The sequence below is a fragment of the Corynebacterium sp. NML98-0116 genome, assembly GCF_001767255.1.
Lineage (GTDB): Bacteria > Actinomycetota > Actinomycetes > Mycobacteriales > Mycobacteriaceae > Corynebacterium > Corynebacterium pseudogenitalium.
Window position 1 is genome coordinate 1,993,829 of sequence record NZ_CP017639.1, and the last position, 20,379, is coordinate 2,014,207.

At 64.3% G+C, this 20,379-nt stretch carries 21 protein-coding genes; 11 read left to right on the forward strand and 10 right to left on the reverse strand.

The genetic code is table 11. The annotated features are described in order from the left end of the window. Positions 1–6 precede the first annotated feature (6 nt). Genes BJP05_RS11480 through BJP05_RS09245 form a run of 3 tightly spaced genes read right to left on the reverse strand, consistent with a single transcriptional unit; the run spans position 7 to position 2,410 of the window. Complete coding sequence (locus tag BJP05_RS11480) at positions 7–339, reverse strand: FeoC-like transcriptional regulator (RefSeq protein ID WP_145945269.1); 333 nt, start codon at positions 337–339, stop codon at positions 7–9. Continuing rightward, positions 252–2,159 carry a ferrous iron transport protein B gene (gene feoB, locus BJP05_RS09240; protein ID WP_070363156.1) on the reverse strand — a complete coding sequence of 636 codons (1,908 nt, stop codon included), beginning with the start codon at positions 2,157–2,159 and terminating at the stop codon, positions 252–254. Before feoB ends, BJP05_RS11480 begins: the two co-directional genes overlap by 88 nt. 2 nt (positions 2,160–2,161) lie before the next feature. Then, positions 2,162–2,410 (reverse strand): FeoA family protein, encoded by a 249-nt coding sequence (locus BJP05_RS09245; protein WP_083290805.1) that lies wholly within the window; start codon positions 2,408–2,410, stop codon positions 2,162–2,164. Positions 2,411–2,516: 106 nt separating this feature from the next. Between BJP05_RS09245 and BJP05_RS09250 the strand changes: the two genes are divergently transcribed. Further along, the gene (locus BJP05_RS09250) at positions 2,517–3,449 is read left to right on the forward strand and encodes a 1,4-dihydroxy-2-naphthoyl-CoA synthase (RefSeq protein ID WP_070363593.1); all 933 of its coding nucleotides are present in this window, start codon (positions 2,517–2,519) and stop codon (positions 3,447–3,449) included. A 231-nt stretch (positions 3,450–3,680) separates the two neighbouring features. Continuing rightward, complete coding sequence (locus BJP05_RS09255; RefSeq protein ID WP_070363157.1) at positions 3,681–4,559, forward strand: hypothetical protein; 879 nt, start codon at positions 3,681–3,683, stop codon at positions 4,557–4,559. Here BJP05_RS09255 and BJP05_RS09260 read toward each other — a convergent pair. The 5 genes from BJP05_RS09260 to BJP05_RS11350 form a co-directional block, all read right to left on the reverse strand. Then, positions 4,556–5,971 carry a hypothetical protein gene (locus tag BJP05_RS09260; protein ID WP_070363158.1) on the reverse strand — a complete coding sequence of 472 codons (1,416 nt, stop codon included), beginning with the start codon at positions 5,969–5,971 and terminating at the stop codon, positions 4,556–4,558. The genes BJP05_RS09255 and BJP05_RS09260 overlap by 4 nt on opposite strands. Then, positions 5,968–6,669: an ATP-binding cassette domain-containing protein gene (locus BJP05_RS09265; RefSeq protein WP_070363594.1), complete on the reverse strand. Its 702-nt coding sequence runs from the start codon at positions 6,667–6,669 to the stop codon at positions 5,968–5,970. Before BJP05_RS09265 ends, BJP05_RS09260 begins: the two co-directional genes overlap by 4 nt. 65 nt (positions 6,670–6,734) lie before the next feature. Then, positions 6,735–7,373 (reverse strand): response regulator transcription factor, encoded by a 639-nt coding sequence (locus BJP05_RS09270; protein ID WP_070363159.1) that lies wholly within the window; start codon positions 7,371–7,373, stop codon positions 6,735–6,737. Beyond that, positions 7,370–8,482, reverse strand: coding sequence for a sensor histidine kinase (locus BJP05_RS09275; RefSeq protein WP_145945270.1), 1,113 nt, complete (start codon positions 8,480–8,482; stop codon positions 7,370–7,372). The genes BJP05_RS09270 and BJP05_RS09275 overlap by 4 nt, the downstream gene beginning before the upstream one ends. Positions 8,483–8,536: 54 nt before the next feature. Next, a complete protein-coding gene (locus BJP05_RS11350) occupies positions 8,537–9,517 on the reverse strand; it encodes a hypothetical protein (protein WP_070363161.1) in 981 nt (326 codons plus the stop codon). Positions 9,518–9,673: 156 nt separating this feature from the next. Between BJP05_RS11350 and BJP05_RS11355 the strand changes: the two genes are divergently transcribed. The 4 genes from BJP05_RS11355 (at position 9,674) to BJP05_RS09300 (ending at position 14,815) form a co-directional block, all read left to right on the forward strand. Next, the gene (locus BJP05_RS11355; protein WP_070363162.1) at positions 9,674–11,632 is read left to right on the forward strand and encodes an exonuclease domain-containing protein; all 1,959 of its coding nucleotides are present in this window, start codon (positions 9,674–9,676) and stop codon (positions 11,630–11,632) included. Between the two features lie 596 nt (positions 11,633–12,228). Then, the gene (locus BJP05_RS09290) at positions 12,229–13,065 is read left to right on the forward strand and encodes a MetQ/NlpA family ABC transporter substrate-binding protein (RefSeq protein WP_070363163.1); all 837 of its coding nucleotides are present in this window, start codon (positions 12,229–12,231) and stop codon (positions 13,063–13,065) included. Positions 13,066–13,087: 22 nt separating this feature from the next. After that, positions 13,088–14,128: a methionine ABC transporter ATP-binding protein gene (locus tag BJP05_RS09295; RefSeq protein WP_070363164.1), complete on the forward strand. Its 1,041-nt coding sequence runs from the start codon at positions 13,088–13,090 to the stop codon at positions 14,126–14,128. Beyond that, positions 14,129–14,815 (forward strand): methionine ABC transporter permease, encoded by a 687-nt coding sequence (locus BJP05_RS09300; protein ID WP_070363165.1) that lies wholly within the window; start codon positions 14,129–14,131, stop codon positions 14,813–14,815. A 13-nt stretch (positions 14,816–14,828) separates the two neighbouring features. Here BJP05_RS09300 and BJP05_RS09305 read toward each other — a convergent pair whose 3' ends face one another. Next, a complete protein-coding gene (locus BJP05_RS09305) occupies positions 14,829–15,245 on the reverse strand; it encodes a low molecular weight phosphatase family protein (protein ID WP_070363166.1) in 417 nt (138 codons plus the stop codon). Continuing rightward, positions 15,242–16,327 carry an ACR3 family arsenite efflux transporter gene (gene arsB, locus BJP05_RS09310; protein WP_070363167.1) on the reverse strand — a complete coding sequence of 362 codons (1,086 nt, stop codon included), beginning with the start codon at positions 16,325–16,327 and terminating at the stop codon, positions 15,242–15,244. The genes BJP05_RS09305 and arsB overlap by 4 nt, the downstream gene beginning before the upstream one ends. 3 nt (positions 16,328–16,330) lie before the next feature. Between arsB and BJP05_RS09315 the strand changes: the two genes are divergently transcribed. Genes BJP05_RS09315 through BJP05_RS09335 form a run of 5 tightly spaced genes read left to right on the forward strand, consistent with a single transcriptional unit; the run spans position 16,331 to position 20,349 of the window. Further along, positions 16,331–16,576 (forward strand): helix-turn-helix transcriptional regulator, encoded by a 246-nt coding sequence (locus BJP05_RS09315; protein WP_070363168.1) that lies wholly within the window; start codon positions 16,331–16,333, stop codon positions 16,574–16,576. Positions 16,577–16,617: 41 nt separating this feature from the next. Beyond that, positions 16,618–17,520: an AEC family transporter gene (locus BJP05_RS09320; RefSeq protein ID WP_070363169.1), complete on the forward strand. Its 903-nt coding sequence runs from the start codon at positions 16,618–16,620 to the stop codon at positions 17,518–17,520. 37 nt (positions 17,521–17,557) lie between these two features. Next, entirely contained in the window at positions 17,558–18,547 is a 990-nt protein-coding gene (locus tag BJP05_RS09325; protein ID WP_070363170.1) for a substrate-binding domain-containing protein, read from the forward strand. Further along, a complete protein-coding gene (locus tag BJP05_RS09330; protein WP_070363171.1) occupies positions 18,544–19,590 on the forward strand; it encodes an ABC transporter permease in 1,047 nt (348 codons plus the stop codon). The genes BJP05_RS09325 and BJP05_RS09330 overlap by 4 nt, the downstream gene beginning before the upstream one ends. Beyond that, the gene (locus tag BJP05_RS09335; protein ID WP_070363172.1) at positions 19,591–20,349 is read left to right on the forward strand and encodes an ATP-binding cassette domain-containing protein; all 759 of its coding nucleotides are present in this window, start codon (positions 19,591–19,593) and stop codon (positions 20,347–20,349) included. The last annotated feature ends 30 nt before the right edge of the window (positions 20,350–20,379 follow it).

The window sequence follows — 20,379 nt, forward strand, 5'->3', positions numbered from 1 at the left end:
GCCAGGCTAGCGCCGGCCGAGCACCAACGCGACAGGGCCCGACGTGCACGCCCCGCGCGAGGGGCAGCCACCGCAGCCGCCCGCGCAGGAGTCGTTGAGGGCGCGGCGCTGCACTTCGCCGGTGGCCTCGAGGTGGGCCATGACGGCGTCAATAGTCATGGGCGAAAGGTTGGTGTGGCGCGCGATTTCCTCGCGACTCACGCAGCCCTCCCGCAGTGCGCCGAGCACCGCCGACATCGGCCCGGCGCTCATTAGAAGAACACCTTCAACAGCTGGAACGCGACGACGGCCAGGCCCCACGCCATCGTCATCTGCAGCGCGACGCCGAACATCGTCCACTTCAGGCCGATCTCCCGGCGCTGCGCGGCAAGTGTAGCCACGCACGGGGTGTATGCCAGCAGGAAGAGCATGTACGCCCACACTGCAGGTATCGCGTGCCCGCCGGAGGCCTGGTTGAAGTCTTCGCGGATTGCCTGGCTCAGCGGCGAGTTGCCGTCGCCCTCCTCGGGCTCCTCCAGCGCGTAGGTCTGGGCCCAGCTCGAGATGACGGCCTCCTTGGCCACGAAGCCGGTAATCAGCGGACCAGCGAGGGACCAGGAGTCGAAACCGGCGGGCGCGAAGACGGGGGCGATCGCGTCAGAGACAGTGCCGTACACCGACTCCTGCGGGGCCACCTCGCCGAACTGCGCTTCGGAGGTCACCGGGGTGGACTGCAGCGCCCACACCACGACGACAGTCGCGACGATGATCTTGCCGGCGGTCTCCAGGAAGCCGCGCAGGCGAGCCCACATCACCGACAGCGCCAGACGCGCGCCCGGCAGCTGGTACACCGGCAGGTCAATGACCAGGGGCTCAGTGCCCATCGTGGACCACAGCGCCTTACGCAGCGCCAGGCCGGTCAGCACGACAAGCAGAATAGAAATGACGTACATCGCGAAGACGACGGTGCCCGCGTGGTCCGGGAAGAACGTCGCACCCAGCATGACGTACACCGTCAAACGCGCACTGCAGGACGTGAACGGCACCAAGAGGGCCGTCATCAGGCGGTGGCGCGGATCCCCCATCACGCGCGTCGCCGAAATCGCCGGCACGTTACAACCGAAACCAACAATGAGCGGGATGAACGCCTTACCCGGCAAGCCCATCGCGCGCATCACACGGTCCGCGACGACGGCAGCGCGCGCCATATAGCCAGAGTCCTCCAGCACGGCGAGGCACAGGAACATCAGCGCCATCAGCGGAGCGAACGTGAGCACCATGCCCACGCCGTTAATCAGACCATCGACGACCAGGCCGCGTAGCCAGCCAATATCCGGCAGCACCGCGAGCGCCGCGTCAGAAACTGGGCCGCCAAAAAAGCCCTCCAGGCCATCCTGCAACGGCTTCGCCACAGTCGTGGTGATCTCGAAAACCATCCACATCGCCACCAGGAACATCAGCGGGCCGATCACCGGGTGCAGCGCGAAACGGTCCAGGCGCTCAGTGAAGGTCTGCTGGTGGCCAGTGTCGGTCGCGGCACGTTCGACGGCGGCGTCGACCCAGGCGAAGCGGGCGTCGGCAAGCTCGAAGTCGTCAGTGGTAGCCACTGGGCGCAGGGTGACCGCTGGTTCGACGAGCTGGGCGTCGATAACTTCGCGCAGACCGCGCACATCCCTCTTACGCGGATCGACCGCGACCACGGGCAACCCAAGCGCGTTCTGCAGCGCCGCCGCATCCACCGCAATGCCCTCCGCGCGGGCCACATCCATCTTGGTCAACGCAACCACGATGCGGTACGGCGTCTCCGCGAGCTGCGCCACCATATACAAGCCACGCGCAAGGTTCGCCGCATCAACGACGACCACCACCGCATCCGGACGCTCCGCCGGGCAACGCTCCAGCAGCAGCTCGCGAGTGAGCTCCTCGTCAGGGCTCTGCGGATCCAGCGAGTAGGCGCCAGGAAAATCAATCACGTTATAGGAACCCGCCCACACGCCGCGAGAAATCTCCACGGAGGTGCCAGGCCAGTTGCCCATCTTCACGTTCGCGCCAGTCAGCGCATTAAACAAGGTGGACTTGCCAGCGTTCGGAGCTCCGATCAGCGCGATGGTGGGCTCGCCCTTGACGGCGGTATCTGCGTGCGGCCCGCAACACGACGGAACCTGGGTGAAATCGGCCATGGCTATGCCACGCTCACCTTGATGCCACGCAGCGCGTCAGCGCTGAGGGCGTAGCGGGAGGTCGCTACCTTGATCACGCGGCCACCACCAGCCGTGGACTGCATAATGCTGACACGCTGGCCTGGGCGAAGACCAAGCTCCTGCAGGCGGCGCGCGACGGTAGGGGTAGTGTCAAGCGCCGCGATAACGGCGCTGTCGCCGACGGGGATGCGGGCAAGGGTGCCCTCGGCAGTTTTCGTTATCAGACTCATACGTTTGATTTAACTCCGAGCCCATTAGGTAAGCAATGCCTTACACAGCGGTTGCCTCCCTGTGGGGGTGCCCCGAGCTGCCGTCGGCACCGTAGACTACAAAGCCATGAGCTATTCCACTGCGCAACCATTCGACCCAACCCAATGGCGCGAGGTCGAAGGTTTTGACTTCACCGACATCACCTATCACCGACACGTAGGGACCACGCGCGCCGACGGCATCGTCCGCATCGCCTTCGACCGCCCCGAAGTACGCAACGCGTTCCGCCCCCACACCGTCGACGAACTCTACCGGGCACTCGACCACGCCAGGCGCGACCCTTCTGTGGGCGTGGTGTTGCTGACCGGCAACGGGCCTTCTGAGAAGGACGGCGGCTGGGCGTTCTGCTCCGGCGGCGACCAGCGCATCCGTGGCCGCTCCGGCTACCAGTACGCGGGCGGCGACACCGCCGACACCGTCGATACCGCACGTGTGAAAGCCGAGGGCGGACGCCTGCACATCCTTGAGGTCCAGCGCCTCATCCGCACCATGCCCAAGGTGGTCATCGCGGTGGTGAGCGGCTGGGCAGCCGGCGGCGGCCACTCACTCCACGTCGTGTGCGACATGACCATCGCCTCCCGCGAGGAGGCCAGGTTCAAACAAACCGACGCCGACGTCGGCTCCTTCGACGCCGGCTACGGCTCCGCCTACCTGGCCAAGATGGTGGGTCAAAAGTTCGCCCGCGAGATCTTCTTCCTCGGCCGCACCTACTCTGCCGAGGAGATGCAGCGCATGGGCGCCGTCAACATCGTCGCCCCGCACGCTTCCTTGGAAGAGGAGGCCATCCAGGTCGCCCGCGAAATCAACGGCAAATCCCCCACCGCACAGCGCATGCTCAAATTCGCCTTCAACCTTGTCGACGACGGCCTCATGGGCCAACAAGTCTTCGCCGGTGAAGCCACCCGCCTCGCCTACATGACGGACGAGGCCGTCGAGGGCCGCGACTCCTTCCTGGAAAAACGCGAGCCCCGCTGGGACGAGTTCCCGTTCTACTACTAGGTGGCTGCCGCCTGGCGGCCAGGTGGACTGGCGGCCAGGTGGCCCCTCGCACCCTTCGCGCCCTTATGAAATAGTCCCGCGCCCGGGAACTATTTTCCGTTCGGGGCCGGTTCCGGTCGACCAACGGTTGCGTTTCCCCAGGTGAAGACGGATGTCTACGAAAAAAGTTCCGACGATCACGAATAGGCCGGGAACTTTCTTCTGGTTTCTAGTTTTCTGTAGCGTGGTGCCATGAAGCGCTATCTGCCTCTCATCACCGCCACTCTCCTGCTGGCTTCCTGCGGCACGGCGACTGTGCCGGAAGCGCCCGTGCCGGAAACAACACTGAGCACGCCCGCGACCGAAGCACCGGCGCCCTCCACCCGTGATCTGTACGCCGACGCCATCGCGGACCCGGCGCGATTCTTCGCAGATTTCGACGGCTTGGACGGCACGTTCACCTACGACGTCTTAGATATCAACGGCGATCTTGAGCCGGAACTGCTGCTGCGCGCTGGTGCTGACGGCCCTTCTCCAATTCGCGTGTTGCGGGCCCAGGACGGCACGCTGAGCTGGACGAAGGACTACCTCATCGACTCGGACGACCCGTACCCGACTGTGTTCACCAACGGCACGCAGCCGGGCTTGGACCAGTACGAAGCCGAAAGCCCTCTCTTGCACGTGACGCACTTCGAGCTGCGGGGTCAGCGTTTGGAGAAGGTGTGGGGTCCGGAGGAGACGGTCGTCGGCAATCCGCTCAACGAGTTCACCCGTATCACCTGGCACCCGACGACGGACGCGGCGGCGCTGGGCACAATCAAACCTCCAGAACTCAAAGGTCCAATGGAGGGCACGATGGGTCAGGTATCCGAAGTCGAGCACCTACAGGGGCAGCAGTTCCGTGTCTGGTTCGCGCCAACCGCGGACGGTATCGCGGTGACCTACCCTGAGCTCGGCTGTGCAGGGCAGCTCACGAGAACCGAGGATGGCTTCCGGGAGACGATCACCGAGGGCACCTGCGATAACGGCGGCACGTGGCACTTACTTATCGACGACAACCACGCCCACGCCTTCTACAACTCCCCCGATGGTCGCTACACGGCGGACGGACGCCTCACCCCGGCGGGTTAGCGTCGTACTGGGCGCATCCCGCGCAGCGTCCGCATCAGCAGCATTACAACCACCGCCAGCAGCACCAGCCCCACCGCAGCCGCAACCCACACTCGTGCACCGGTGGCCGTAGCTGGCCATGCGGGGACGGCGAGGATCCATAACGCAGATTGCGCGAGGACATCCCCGCCGATCGTGGCGGAGACGATTGTGACCAGGATCGTCGTGGCCAGCGTCCACGCCACGCCGAAGCGGACGGTGATGGCAAGTGCGGTGAGCGTCAATACGCTGCCTGCGAGAAACGCGAGGAGTCCGAAGCGTGCGTCGCCAACCACGGCCGCTCCGAACGCGCACACGAGGGCGACGACTCCAACGCACCACGTGGCCAATGCGGCGCGGACGTGTGGGTGTTCGACCTGCATGAGCGCCCAGGCGGGACGCAGTTTCGGCCACACCAGTGTGGGAAGCACGCCCGCCCCTATCGGCAGGATGATGTAGGTGAACATCGCCTCACGCACATCCACCGGATATGCCAGCGAGAACAGCAGCACCAGGGCGGTGAGCAGGAGCAAGACGCGTATCGACGACACCCTCGCCGCCATCGCAACCCCCTTCACCGCAGCCACGTATCCGGTGGCTTCGGTGCGTGGCGTCGCCGGAGAAGTGGCCAGCGGTGCGGTGACGTGGTGGACTCGGCGGCGGCGCAATATAGGTCGGGTGCGCGGTGGTACGAGGGCGGCCATTACAAAGCCAATTGCTGCGAGCACCAGCGTGAGGATGAGGGCAAGCACAGGAGACTCCCCCGCCATCGGATCCGTGGCGTCGAGGGGCAGCAGGTTGAAGTGCAGGCCCATGGTCGGCAGCACCAACCGAATTGGCCAGGCGCCGGGGTTGGCCCACCACCAGTCGCGTTCGGCGAAGTAGCCAAGCTCGATGGTGAAGAAAAAGCCGAGGATGATGGTCGGCAGCATCCCGATGCGTCGCGTAGACGCGGCGGCGAGGCCTGCCGGACCGAGCATGCCCAGCCACACAAACAAGCCGACGAGTACGATCGCGGCTGTGTTGTCTAGGTTGAACATGAGGCCGGCGGCAACCGGTACGACAAAGTCAAGGGCAACGAACACGGCCAGCGCCAGCCACACCACGGCGATGCGGGCGGCTCGCGTTCGCACCCGTGAGACCGGCCGCCACCAAGTGCCACCGCCTCGGGCGTCACGCTCGCGGGTCTCGGCCAAGCCTGCGAACAGTGCGGCGGCAGGCGCAGCCATGCCGGTGACCAACAGGCCTTGCGGGTAGAGCAGGTTCGTGGCGGTTTCCACATTTCCGGCCAGGGCGAACAACGTCAGCAGCACACCGACCAGCAAACCTGCCCCAGCGAGCCACCACAGTATGGAGCCGCGAGCACGGATCCATTCGGCGTGTAGGAGGTTCATCGTTCACCACCGGAGGTGAGCCGAAAGAACGACTCTTCTAGGTTTGGACCCAGTTCCGCGAGCTCGCCTGCGAAGCGGACGCTGCCGCCTGCGATGACTGTGGCGTCGTCGGCCATGTGCAGCACTTCGCCGAGTTGGTGGGAACTGACCAGGACGGTGCGCCCGGCACGTGCGTATTCGCGGAGGTAGTCGCGCAGGTGGGCAATGCCTTCGGGGTCGAGACCGTTTTGTGGTTCGTCGAGAATAAGCACCTCCGGCTCACCGAGCAGTGCCTGAGCGAGTGCGAGGCGTCCCTTCATGCCGGTGGAAAACGTTCCGGCTTTCTTCTTGCCCGCGGTTTGGAGGCCGACCAGTTCGAGGACTCGGTCGGCTTCGCTGTCCGGCAGGCCCAGGAGCGTGGTGTGGACACGGAGGTTGTTGCGGGCGCTGAGGTGGCTGAAAAAGGCGGGGTCGTTGATGGAGGCGCCAACGTGGCGCAGCGCCGAACGGTCAAACGGCTGGCCCATCAAGGTCACCCCGCCGGCATCGGGTTCGATCAGGCCAAGCAGCACCGACATCAACGTCGACTTACCCGCACCGTTGGGGCCCAACAGTGCATGGACTCGGCCCGGGGTGGTGGTCAACGACACGTCGCGAAGCACTTGGTGGTCCCCGAAGGAAACGGCCACGTTGTGGCAAGCAAGTTGCGTATCAGTCATGGCATTCATGGTCGTCACCCAGCAAAGCCACCACATCGGTCGGTGGGACCAAACTGCCTCCTCCTCTAGGAGGAGATCCCGGCGCGTTGGGCGATCAAGGCGAGCGCCACCCTGTCGCGCGCACCAAGTTTGGCAAGCAGGTTAGAGACGTGCGTTTTCACCGTGGTCTCTGCAATAAACAGTGTGGCGGCGATTTCAGCGTTCGTGGCGCCGCGGCCAATTTCTGCGAGCACGTCGCGTTCGCGTTGCGTCAGCGCCTCCAGCGCGGCGGCGGATTCTTGGGTGCCCGCACCGTCGCGGACCCATTCCATCACGCGGCCTGTGACCCCGGGGGCCAGAACCGATTCGCCGCGGGCGACAGCGCGCACGGCGTTGGCCAGGACGTCGGGTTCGGCGTCTTTGAGAAGAAAGCCGTGCACGCCGGCGTCGATAGCCGCATGGATCAAGGTGTCGTCGTCGAAGGTGGTCAGCATGATCACGCGTGGGCCCATTTCCATGATCGTGCGGGCGGCGATGATGCCGTCGAGTACTGGCATGCGGATGTCCAGCACCGCCACGTCGATGCGGTGGGCGCGGGTTTGCTCCACGGCCTCGGCGCCGTCGGCGGCGGTGGCGACGACGGTGATGTCGTCCTGGGCGTCCAAGATGGTGCGGAGGGCGCTGAGGAGGAGCGGTTGGTCGTCGGCAAGGAGCAGGCGGATCATGCTGCCAACTCCGCCCGCACGGTAAATGTCTCCCCTGACTGCCATGTCTTCAGCGTGCCACCGGCGCTTGCCGCGCGTTCGCGCAGCCCCTCCAGCCCAACGCCGGCGCCTGGTTGGGGTCGAATCTGGCCTGTAGAAACGACTTCTACCACTACGGTCTCGCCCGGTGCGATCCGAACCATCACAGCGGGATCGACTTGGTGGCGCGCCGCGTTTGCCAACGCCTCCGCTACGATGCGATAAGTAGCAAGCGAGGTCACCGGGGAGACATCCACTGCTGGTGCTTCCAGCGACACTTCCAGACCGGCATCGCGGTAGCGCTGCACCAACGACGGCAGGTCAGGGATCCCCGCCGCCGGCGAAAACGCATGATCGCTCTCACGCAGGCCGCGCACAAGCAGGCGAATCTCCGACAACGACTGCCCGGCGGCCTCGTTGATCTGCTGCAGCGCCTCCCGCTCCTGTCCGGCCGCCAACCCTGCATTGGCCTGCGCTTTGATCAGGGTCAGCGAGTGGCCGAGAAGGTCGTGAATATCGCGGGCAATGGCGCGGCGTTCCTCCTCGCGCGCCGCTGCGAGACGTTGCTCTTTCGCGTGTGCTTCTCGACGACGCACCTCATCCTCAGCTGCCACATTCGCCCCAAGGAGATACCCCACCGCACTCGCACCCCAGTGCAGCGCAAGCGTGATCCCGAGATCGACCCCGTGCCGGTAGAACAACACAAAGTTGTCGTCCCACGTCCACATGAACGGCGACAGCAGTGCCCACCCGCACGCGGCAGCGAGAACAACTAGCGCGAAGCGCTTCCCTGTAAACAGCCCGGCAATAAAGGTCGCCACCGGGACCGCCAACACCCACGGCGAAAAGCCAAGGTTGACCGGCGCGGCCAGCCACATCACAGACCAGGCAACATTCAGCGCGATAAGCGCAATCGAGGAGAACTTGGGTTTGCTCGTGAGCACCACGCACACCGCGACGAAGCCCCACGACAGCACGGCCTGGCCCCAACTGGCCGCATGCGTGGGTTGGGTAAACGCACTCGCGGTGTACACCGCCGCCAAGATGGCAACAGCGACCGCGAGCACAAGGTCACCCGGTTTGTAGCGCATGGCCGTAAGCCTATCGGCAACACCGAACACGCGCCTCCTCCCAGGGGAGGAGATCTACTTGTTCAGCCCGGGAATCTTCGGAAGCTCCGGCACATTGATGCCGGCGTTCTTGAGCAGCGCGAACAACCCGCCCAGCGCTGCCAGTACCGCAGCGATGATGCCGATGATCTGGCCGAGCTTGGCGTCAAAGTTCTGCGGCTGCTCCGGCTTCGGCGTGGGCTGCTCCGGGGTTGGCGTTTCCGGCGCGGAGGGATCCGCTGGTTGGCCCGGCAGGGTGTTCTTCAGTACCGGCGGTGCTGGCAGGTCCGCGTTTTGGGTGCTGAAGATAAGCGGTGGGTTGTCGCTGCACTGTTGCGCCTGCTTAAGCAAGTAGTAGTAGCGGGACTCGAGCGAGTCGGTGGCCTTGGCAAAGTAAGTGTCGGACATGTTCGAGGCAAACGCGGCGCGCTTCCAGTCCTGGACGTGGTTCAGGAACCGAGCAGTGTTGTCGCCGGTACGGCCAAACACGTAGTTCGCCCCGAGGCTGGTCACCTCCGGCACGGAGCCGTCGATACCGATGTACCAGCGCGCCGATCCCTGCAGCGCCTTGCCCGCTGGCGAAAGCGGGATCTGGGCGCCCTGCTTCATGTCGAGGTAGAAGTCGGCGTCGGTGGAAACCAGGCCCAGCTTGGCCAGTTTTTCCTTAGTGGCGGCGCGGGCGGCGTCGTAGTCGGGACGCTCGCCGGGCTCCTGCCCTTCCAGGCGGAGTTGCTGGTAGGAGATGATGGCTGGTTGGTCGAGGTGGGCGTCGCCAAGTGGTTTGAGCCCCTCGAAGGTTGCCTCGAATGCTTCGGCGACGGCGGTGGCGTACATGCCGTGCGTGAGCGTTTTTGCGATGCGTTCGGCCTGCCAGGCGGGGCCGCGCTCAGCGTCGTTGAGGACGACGCGGCACTGGCCACTTTCGGTGCGGTCAAGGTGGGCGGCGTGGGACGGGGTCGTAGCGAGGGCAGTGAAGGCGGTCGCCGCAGCGACGGCCGATGCGATGATCTTCTTCATGCCCCTGTAATCGGCACAGACGGTGCCGGGCGTTACGCGGCGACCGCAACTCCCCCTCCGGTTCCATCGAACATCCGACCGACTCCGTCCCTGGTGTGTCGGGGGAGTGTCATATATTTGTTGACGCCCCCAACACGGATGAACAAAGGAGCAGGAATGGGCCGGAATGGGTTTGCGGTCATCGATTTGGAGACGACAGGGCTGAGCAACCAGGACCGCATTGTGGAGATCGGCGTGGTGCTGCTGCGCCCCGATTTCACGGTGGAGCGCACGTGGGAGACACTGATCCAGCCGGAACGCGACATTCCGAATAGTTACATCCATAAGATCACGGCGACCGATGTGGTGGATGCACCATTATTTCGCGACGTCGCTCCGTACCTGGGCTCACTGCTCAATGGTCGTACGCTGGTGGCACACAATGCGTCGTTTGAGCACCGCTTCCTGACCAACGAGTTCGCGCGCGCCGGCGCGGAGGACGGCTTGTGCGAGTGGCTGGACACGATGCGGTTGACGAAGCAGTACATGGGCGTGGGCAAGTTAAGTGAAGCGCTGGATATCGCGAGGATTCGGAACCGGTTTGCACACTCGGCGCTCGCGGACGCCGAGGCGACCGCCGAGCTCCTCCGTTACTTGTGCGTGGGCAACGGAGTGGACGTCGAGAAGTATCCGACGGCGACGTTCACCGCCCCCGCAGCCGAGGCCCCGTGCCTCCCCCGCGGCGGCGAGCCCTCCTGGGCGGGGCAGCTTTCGCGCACCTTGCCGACGGCCACCACCAAGAACGAAGCCGACTACCGCGCCGAGCTGACCTGCGCACTTGTGGACCGCGCCATCTCCCGCACCGAGATGCGCCGCCTCGAATCCACCGCCATCGCCGCGGGCCTCAGCGCCGACGACGTCGACGCCATCAACGAGGAGTTCACGCGCCAGCTCGCCGTCGAAGCCTGGGCCGACGGCGTCATCACCGACGAGGAACGCGCCACGCTGCTCGACATTGCCGAGGCGCTCAACGTCGATGCGCAGCTCGTGCGCTCGCTTCTCGACGAGCCCACCTCCGGCCCCACCCCCGCCACCTTCGCCCTGCGCCCGGGCGACCGCGTCGCGTTCACCGGAGCCCTCGACATCCCTCGCGATGTCTGGACCGACCGCGCCACCGCCGCAGGCCTCGACGTCGGTGGCGTGACCCGCACGTGCGCCGTCCTTGTTGCGGCGAATCCGGACTCGATGAGCGGGAAGGCGAAGCAAGCACGCGAGAACAACGTGCCGATCATCAGCGAGACCCACTTCGCCCAGTTACTGAAGGCCATGGAGGATTCGACCGAGGACGCACCGGTTGCTGCCCCTGATGCCGCTGCGCCTGTTTCAGCCCCGGAGCAGTTCTCTTGGCTGACCACCGAGCAGTCGCACGCTGTTGGCTCGTCGAGTGCGCGCATCGCCGCCGCATGGATCGAGCAGCACCCGGACCGCCCGCTGCACGAGATCGCCGACAACCTCAAACCCCACCACGTCCCCGAGGCGACCGGGCGCGGCATCGACCGCTACCTCGCCATGTGGAGCCTCGAGCACCCGGAGATGCTCAACGCCAGCGCCTACGACCTACTTGACCTGCACGGGGTCGGCCCGAAGCGGTGCAGCCAGCTCGTGGAGATGGTGGTGGACCTCGCCGTCGACGGCGTCGAGGAGACGGCTGAGGTGGAGGCGGCGGTTGTTGAGGATGTCGCTCCGGAGATTGTTGCGGAGGCGCAGCCTGCTCCAGCGCCACGCCCTGCAGCCACAAAGCCCCGACCTGCCACCAATGAACTGACACCTGAGGAGCTGCTTGCCGCAGCGTATGCCCCGCTGCACGCACCGGTCCCCGCCCAATCGACACCGTACGATCCCGCGCTAGTCACGCCTGCTGCTGCCCCGAAGCAACGCTCCAAGTCCGGGAAGGTATTCAAGCGGTCGGTGATCATCACCGTGGTGTCGTTTGTGCTCTTCGGTCTGTGCCTGGAAACGTTCGACCCGGAGGCCGAGTCCTTCATCGCCGGGATGCTCGCTCTGGCAACATTGGTTGGAATGCTGACGGCGGGGGTCTCGGGTGTGATGGCGCTAATCAGCAAGTTGCGGGGGTAGAGCCCCAGGCCTTGTGCGTGTCTGATATTCAGTTAGACTTGTCCGGCTGGTGACCGAAATCAGCATTAGGCATTCACCTCACCCCCTTCCTTACGGTCGAGACCAACCGCTTCCACAAAGAAGCGCGTCCGCACCGCCACTCACAGTCCGCGAATTGCAAAAACGGGTGCAAAACCGTTGCAAAAGCGGGTACGAAATCGTTGCAGGAACGGGTACGGCCCCCGCGAGCTGCACGTTTACCGCAGCTCTAGGAACGCGCTCGCCACCATGCCGCGCGCCCGAAAACAGCGGCGCAGACCTCCGAAGTTCCAAAGTGTAGTAGGTGGATTGTAGTAATCCTCGAAAATTTGAGCGAAACGGGGATTACTACAATCCTATTGCTCACTTTTAGGCGCTTGGCCAACCCGCAGCCGCCAGCCAACCCACAGCAGCCAACCACCCCACACCCCAACCCCACCTCACCCAACGCAGCGCAAACTCGAACCAGACCACCCCGACCACACAACACCCTAACAAACTAGACCGACCAGTCTTGCAATAACAAACCGAGTGGTTTATTCTTCGGTACAGCTTGAAAAAACTTGAAAGGAAACATCGTGCTGAAGAAACTCACTGCCATCACCGCGGCTGCCGCGTTAACGCTTGGCCTTACCGCCTGCTCCGGTGATTCCACCGACGCCACCGCTACCCCGGACGGCGACTTGCAGACGATCCGTGTCGCTACTTCGCCTGGCCCGTACTCGGAGCTGTTCACGGACGCGGTCGGCCCCATCCTGGAGGGGCAGGGTTACGAAGTGGAGTACCAGTCGTTTACTGACCTGACCCAGGCAGATACTGCGCTCAACGAGGGGTCCGCGGACTTGAACGTTGACCAGCACACTGCCTGGCTGAACGTCTTTAATGAGGAGAAGGGCGGCAACCTCGCTTCCATTACTGAGGTGCCGACGGTGCCGGCTGGGTTGTACTCCGATAAGTACACGCAGCTCACCGAGGTTGCCGACGGCCACAAGGTTGGTATCCCGCTGGATGGGTCGAATAAGTCCCGCGCGCTGCACCTGTTGGTGGATGCTGGCTGGATTACCTTGAATGATCCGGATGCGACGCTGGTCGCGGAGTCGGATATTAAGGACAACCCCCACAACCTGGAGATTATCTCCATTGATTCGGGCAACCTGTCGCGCACGCTGCCGGACTTTGACTGGGCGGTGATCCCGGGCTCCATGTCGTATTCCGCCGGGTTGGACCCGAAGTTGCAGGTGTTCCAGGAGACGCTGCGTCCGGAGCTGATTCTTGTCGCGGTGACCACCGAGGACAAGAAGGATCAGCCGTGGGCGAAGGCGGTCGCGGACGCGTACCGCTCGGAGGAGTTCAAGCAGTACTTCGACGAACACAACGAGAACAACTACTGGTTCCTTCCGGATTCCCTGAAGTAGACAAAGCGCTAGAAAGGCTCGCATGACCATCGCAACCGGTAGCGGTAGCGCCGTCGTCTTTGACGGTGTGACCAAGGTGTTCGGCACCGGGGACACCACCTTTACTGCGCTCGAGGACATCTCGTTTGCTGTGCCAGCAGGAGGTATCTCCGGCGTGGTGGGGACGTCTGGTGCTGGCAAGTCCACGCTGATTCGTACCGTCAATGGGTTGGAGGTGCCAACGTCGGGCTCGGTGTCGGTGCTCGGCGAGGAACCCGCGAAGCTGAACGCGAAGCAGCTGCGTGACCTGCGACGCAAGGTGTCGATGGTGTTCCAGAACTACAACCTTCTGGAGACCAAGACGGTTGCGGAGAATGTCGCCACGCCCCTACTGCTATCGAAGACGCCGAAGGCGGAGATGCAGCGCCGTGTCGCGGAGGCCCTCGAAATGGTGGGGCTCACCGATCGCGCAAGTCACAAGCCACGCCAGCTTTCGGGCGGTCAGCGGCAGCGCGTCGGCATCGCTCGTGCGCTCGTGACCAATCCGAGTATTTTGCTTTGCGACGAGCCCACGTCCGCCTTGGATCCGCTCACCACAACACAAATCCTGGAGCTACTCCGCAAGATCAATTCGGAGCTGGGCGTGACGATCCTCCTGATCACGCACCAGATGGACGTGGTGGCGCAGCTCGCGGACGAGGTCGCGGTACTGTCCGAGGGCCACCTGGTGGAGTCGGGCCCCGTCGCCGAGGTGTTCGCCGACCCGCAGCACCCGTTGACGCAGCGGTTCGTGGAGACGGTCATCCAGCGCGAGGTCCCTGAGCACGTGCGCGAGACCATCCGCGAAGGAAGGTTTGACCGCGCGGTGCAGCTCGTCCACACGGGAGGGGCTGCGCAAGAGGTGTTCACGCAGCTCGTTGGCAGGTTTGGTGTGGATGCGCGGCTGCTGGCGTCGTCAAGTACTGAGCTTGCGGAGACCACCGTGGGCACCACCATCGTCGGCTTGCGTGGCGGCGAGGCGGACGGCGCGGTGGCGTGGCTGTCGAGCCTGGAAGGTGTGACTGTGAATGAGGTGGAGGCGTAAATGGAACCGCTGAACTCCTGGTGGCGCGACCTCACGGGCTCGCGCGTGACTCCGTCGATGTACCTCGACTCCTTCGGGGAGACCGTGTACATGGTGGGGGTCGCCCTGTTCATTGGTGCGCTGGTTGGTATCCCGCTGGCGCTGGCGCTGGTGATTACCCGCCCGGGCGGCTTGCGCCCGAACCGGCTGGTGTACGGGGTGCTCAACGTGGTGGTCAACATCATCCGTTCCCTGCCGTTCATCATTCTGCTGGTCGCGATTTCGCCGTTTACCCGCTCTATTGTGGGCACCTCAATAGGCACGACGGCCGCGCTGGTGCCGCTCACCCTGTACATCGCCCCGTTCATCGCAAGGCTCATCGAGCAGTCCCTGCTCGAGGTCAACCCCGGTATCACCGAGGCCGCCGAATCGATGGGCGCGAACATGTGGCAGACCATCCGCCACTTCCTCCTGCCGGAGGCGAAATCCTCCATCATTCTCGCGGTCACGACGGCAACCGTCGGCCTCATCTCCGCGACGGCGATGGCCGGAACGATCGGTGGCGGCGGCGTGGGCGATCTTGCGATTGCCTACGGCTACCAGCAGTTCGACTCCGTGGCAATGCTCACCACCGTGATCATCCTGATTATCGTGGTGCAGGCCATCCAGTCATTGGGTAACACACTCGCCCGCCGAGCACGCGCGTAGCGCCCCAAACCGCTCAAAGCGTGTGATACAGCTCGCGCAGGAGGGCGCACACGCGGGCGTCGATATCGTCGCGTACGAGGCGCATCCGCTCCATGCCTTCGATGCCACGGGTGGACGGCTCGTCGGTGTGCCAGCGTTCCAGGGTGCCGGCGGCGTCGGCTGGCATGCCGAGCTGGGCGGCGTCGCCAATTATTACTACTCGGTCGACTGTGCGCAGCAGTTCTGGGTCGATGGGTTTTGGTGTGCCGCGCGACATGTCGGCACCGAGTTCTGCAATTGCGGCGACGGATTCTTGGTTCAGCGCGGTGCCCGGTTTCGTGCCAGCGGAGAAGACGCTGACCTGGTCGCCTGCGTAGTGTCGCGCAAGCGCCGCCGCCATTTGTGATTTACCGCCGTTGCTGACGCAGACGAACAAGACACTGGGGTTCATGAACGGCTCCTTGCAGCTGGCAGGGTGGGATCGCCTGGGAAGAGTCTCTGCCCGATGCCGCGCATGAGGTAGACAAGTCCGACGAGGACGGGGATTTCGATGAGCGGACCGATCGTACCTGCCAGCGCTTGAGCCGAGGTGGCGCCAAACGTGCCGATCGCCACCGCGATGGCCAACTCGAAGTTGTTGCCCGCGGCGGTAAAGGACACGGAGGCGGATTGGGCGTAGCCCATCCCCGACGCCTTCGACACCACCAGGGCGATCAGGAACATGCCCACGAAGTACCCCAGCAGTGGCAGGGCGACTCGAGCAACGGTCCACGGTTGGGATGTAATCTGATCGCCTTGCAGGGAGAACAGCAGCACGATCGTGTACAGCAACCCCACGAGCGCAAGCGGGGAAACCGCTGGCAGGAAAGTCTCTTCGTACCACGCACGACCCTTCACTCGCTCACCGATGATGCGGGAGAGCACTCCGGCAAGTAGCGGGATACCGAGAAACACCAGTACGGCGGTGACGATGGAGAAGAAGGAGAACTCCACAGAGGTGGTCTCCAGGCCCAGCCAGCTCGGCAGGATCTGCAGGTAGAACCATCCGAGCACGCCGAACATGAGCACCTGGAATACTGAGTTGATGGCGACCAGGACGGCCGTGGCTTCCCGGTCGGCGCAGGACAGGTCGGACCACACCAGCACCATGGCGATGCAGCGCGCCAGTCCGACGATGATGAGGCCTGTGCGTAGCTCTGGCTGGTCCGGCAGAAACAGCCAGGCCAGGGCGAACATGAACGCGGGGCCGACGATCCAGTTCAAGATGATGGAGACGGTCATGAGCCGTTTGTCGGTGGCGATCTCGCGGGTCTTGTCGTAGCGGACTTTGGCCAGCGGCGGGTACATCATCACCAAAAGGCCCAGCGCGATCGGCAGCGAAATACCGCCGACTTCAAAACGCTCAAGCGTGCTGCGGAGTCCTGGAACGGCGCGGCCCAGCAGCAGACCGAATGCCATCGCCAAGATGATCCACACTGGTAGGAATCTGTCGAGGAACGACATTCGAACGGGGGTCGGCTCTGGGTTGGTCATCTAATCAAAGTGCTGGCAGATCCCGCCCGGCTGCGCCTCCTCTCCCGCCTCGCCGCAGAAGGGTGCGAGCCGATGAGCGTGACCGCGCTTACCGAGTATTCCGGGCTCAGCCAACCGACGGTCTCCCACCACCTCAAGAAGCTTGCCGAAGCCGGACTACTCAAAAAGTCCCGAACAGGCCGAACCGTCACGCACGAAATCTGCCCGGCTCCCTTCGCGGAACTGCGCACCGTCCTGCAGATGGACTAGGCGCCAGTTTCACGGGCGCGTAGCCACTACACTCATTCGACATGCTTGACGTTCTGACTGGTTTCGCCATCATCTTCACCGTGATCGCGGCGGGCTGGTGGCTTGCCCAGAAGAAGGTGATCGGCCCGGGCGAGCAGCGGCTGCAGCTCAACCGCATCGCGTTCCATGTGGCAACACCGTCGTTGATTTTTTCATCGGTGGCGGTTTCGGACACGGATGCGTTCTTCTCCCCGGTGATCCTGGTGATCGCAATCGCGACAGTGACCACGATGCTGATCTATTGGGCGATCAGTGCGGTGTGGTTCAAGCAGGATGCTGCGGAGACCATGGCGGGGGCGGCGTCGTCGAGTTATTACAACTCGGTCAATATCGGGTTGCCCATTGCCACGTACGTGCTGGGGGATCCGACGTACGTGATTCCGGCGCTGGTGTTGCAGATGGCGGTGCTCTCCCCCATCGTGATCGCTGGCCTGGACCGTGGGGCGTCGGGGGTGCTGAAGTCAGTGATTGCGGGGTTGAAGGCGCCGGTGGTGGTTGCGGCGTTTGCGGGGTTTGCGGTGTCGGCGTCGTCGTGGACGGTGCCGGAGCCGGTGCTCGCCCCGCTGCAGATTCTGGGTGGCGCGTCCATCCCGATGATCCTCATGAGCTTCGGCGCCTCGCTCACCGGGGAGAAGGTGCTGCAGAGCCAGCGCTTAGCGACGACCACCGCTACCATCCTCAAGCTGATCGGCATGCCGACCGTAGCGTGGGTAGTGGCGTCGCTTCTGGGCCTGACCGGCTCCGATATGTACGCGGCACTCATTCTGTGTGCGCTGCCGACGGCGCAGAACGTGTACAACTACGCGGCGACGTACCGCTCGGGTGAGGTGATCTGCCGGGACACCGTCTTCCTCACCACGTTCCTTTCGTTACCTGCGATGTTATTGATCGCGGGGGTGTTCTAGCCTTGACAAACATGGTGCGGTGGATCACACTCGTACAATGGCTAAGACACGGACTACATTTTTTGCCGCAGCACTGATGGCTGCGGCGCTGCTTGTTGGGTGCTCCTCAACAGGCGGCGCACCCCGCTCCGAGAACACTGAAGGGACCGCTGGTGGCGTCGATACGCCGAGGTACGTGGTGGCCATGGTCACGCACGGTGCGCCGGGCGACACCTACTGGGACCTCGTGCGCAAGGGCGCGGAGGACGCGGCGAAGAAGGACAACATCGAGCTGCGCTACTCCTCCGACCCGCAGGCGCCGAACCAGGCGAACCTGGTGCGCTCGGCGGTGGACGCTGGCGTCGACGGCATCGCCGTGACCATGCCGAACGCCGAGGCAATCGGCCCCGCAGCGCGCAACGCTGTCGACCGTGGTATCCCCGTCGTCGGCCTGAACGCCGGTATGGGCAAGTACCAGGACTACGGGATGACGGGCTTCTTCGGCCAGGACGAGTCGGTGGCGGGCAACGCCGCCGGCGAGCGCCTCAAGGCGGAAGGCAAGTCGAACGTCCTGTGCGTCATCCACGAGCAGGGCAACTCCTCCCAGGAAGCGCGTTGCGACGGTGTGCGCAAGGGCCTCGACGGCAACGTCGAACTGCTCTACGTCAACGGCCAGGATCTGACGTCCGTACAGTCCACCATCACCTCGAAACTGTCACAGGACAAGAGCTTCGACACCGTCTTCGCACTCCAGGCGCCGGTGGCGATGCGCGCGACGGAGTCCGTGAAGCAGTCCGGGTCCAAGGCGCAGGTCGCCACGTTTGACACCAACGCCGAGCTTGTCGACGCCATCGCCGACGGCCGCGTCGCCTTCGCCGTCGACCAGCAGCCGTACCTGCAGGGCTACCTGGCCGTCGACTCACTGTGGATCGCGAAGCGCAACGGCGGCACCCTAGGCGGCGGCCGCCCCGTCTACACCGGCCCGAGCTTCGTCGATAAGGACAACGTGGACAAGGTCGCCGAAGCTGCGAAGGCGGGCATGCGATGAGCGCGGTGGTGAGCGAAGGGGCGTCGACAAGCGATGACCGGCTACGAACACACACTGGGTTGGCCAAGCTGATCCGGCGCCCCGAGTTCGCCTCGATGCTGGGCTTCATCGCGATCTTTGCGTTCTTCCTGACCGTCGCCCCCGCGTTCCGTTCCTTTGAGGCGCTCGCGACCACCCTGTACGCGTCCTCAACGCTGGGCATCGTGGCGCTCGCGGTGGGGCTGCTGATGATCGGTGGCGAGTTCGACCTTTCCTCGGGCGTCGCCGTGACCACGGCCGCGCTGGCCGCGACGATGCTGAACTACAACCTGCACCTCAACTCGTGGGTTGGCGCGTTCATGGCGCTCGGGATCTCGCTGGCGATCGGCGCGCTGAACGGCTACCTGGTGACCCGCACCGGCATCGACAGCTTCCTGATTACCTTGGCCGCGTTCCTGATGCTGCAGGGTCTCAACCTGGCGGTGACCAAGCTGGTGACCGGCCAGGTGGCAACCCCGATCATCTCCGACATGGAGGGCTTCCCGTCGGCGCACGTGGTGTTCGCTGGCACGTTTGACGTCGGCAATGTGACGCTGAACGTGACGGTGCTGTGGTGGCTGCTGCTCGTCGCGATTGCCTCGTTTGTGCTGTTCCGCACGAAGTTCGGCAACTGGATCACGGCGGTCGGCGGGGACCAGAACGCCGCGCGCGCCGTCGGTGTGCCGGTGCGCCGGGTGAAGATCCTGCTGTTCATGGGCGTGGGCTTCGCGGCCTGGGTCGTGGGCATGCACACCCTGTTCGCCTTCGACTCCATCCAGGCAGGCCAGGGCGTGGGCAACGAGTTCCTCTACATCATCGCCGCCGTCATCGGCGGCTGCGCCATGACAGGCGGCCGCGGCACCGCGGTGGGCACCGCGATCGGCGCGCTGATTTTCGGCCTGACGAACCAGGGCATCGTCTACGCCGGCTGGAACCCTGACTGGTTCAAGTTCTTCCTCGGCGCAACGCTGCTGGTCGCCGTGTTTACGAATATGTCCTTCGCTAAGTACACCAAGGGGCGCTAAGTGGCTGTCATTGAACTGAAGAACATCACCAAGTCCTACGGCAGCTTCGACGCGCTGCGCGGGGTGAACCTCTCCGTCAACGAGGGCGAGGTCACGTGCGTACTCGGCGACAACGGCGCCGGCAAGTCCACGTTGATCAAGATCCTCGCTGGCCTGCACCAACCGACCTCGGGCGAAGTGCTTATCGACGGCCAGCCAACCACCTTCACCTCTCCCCGAGACTCGATCGATACCGGCATCGCGACGGTGCACCAGACGCTGGCGATCGTGGATGAGCTCAGCGTGTGGCGTAACTTCTTCCTCGGCCAGGAGCTCACCGGCCGCTTCGGCGTCCTCCGCGACGCCGAGATGAAGCAGATCTGCGCCAAGCAGCTCCTCGAGATGGGCATCGACATCCCCGACGTCGAAGTCGACGCTGGGAATCTCTCTGGTGGCCAGCGCCAGGTCGTGGCCATCGCGCGCGCGGTCTACTTCGGCGCCCGCGTCCTGATCCTGGACGAGCCGACCGCGGCGCTCGGCGTGAAGCAGTCCGGCGTGGTGCTGCGCTTTGTCGCCGCCGCCCGCGACCGCGGCATCGCCGTCGTCCTGGTCACCCACAACCCGCACCACGCGTTCCTGGTCGGTGACCACTTCACCATCCTGAAGCTGGGCCGCCAGGAACTCGACGAGCCCCGGGAGAACGTGACCCTGGAGGAGCTGACCCACCAGATGGCTGGTGGCGGGGAGCTCGAGGCGCTCAGCCACGAGCTGGGAAGGTAGCGGCGCGTTTCAGGTATACCTGAAACTCTC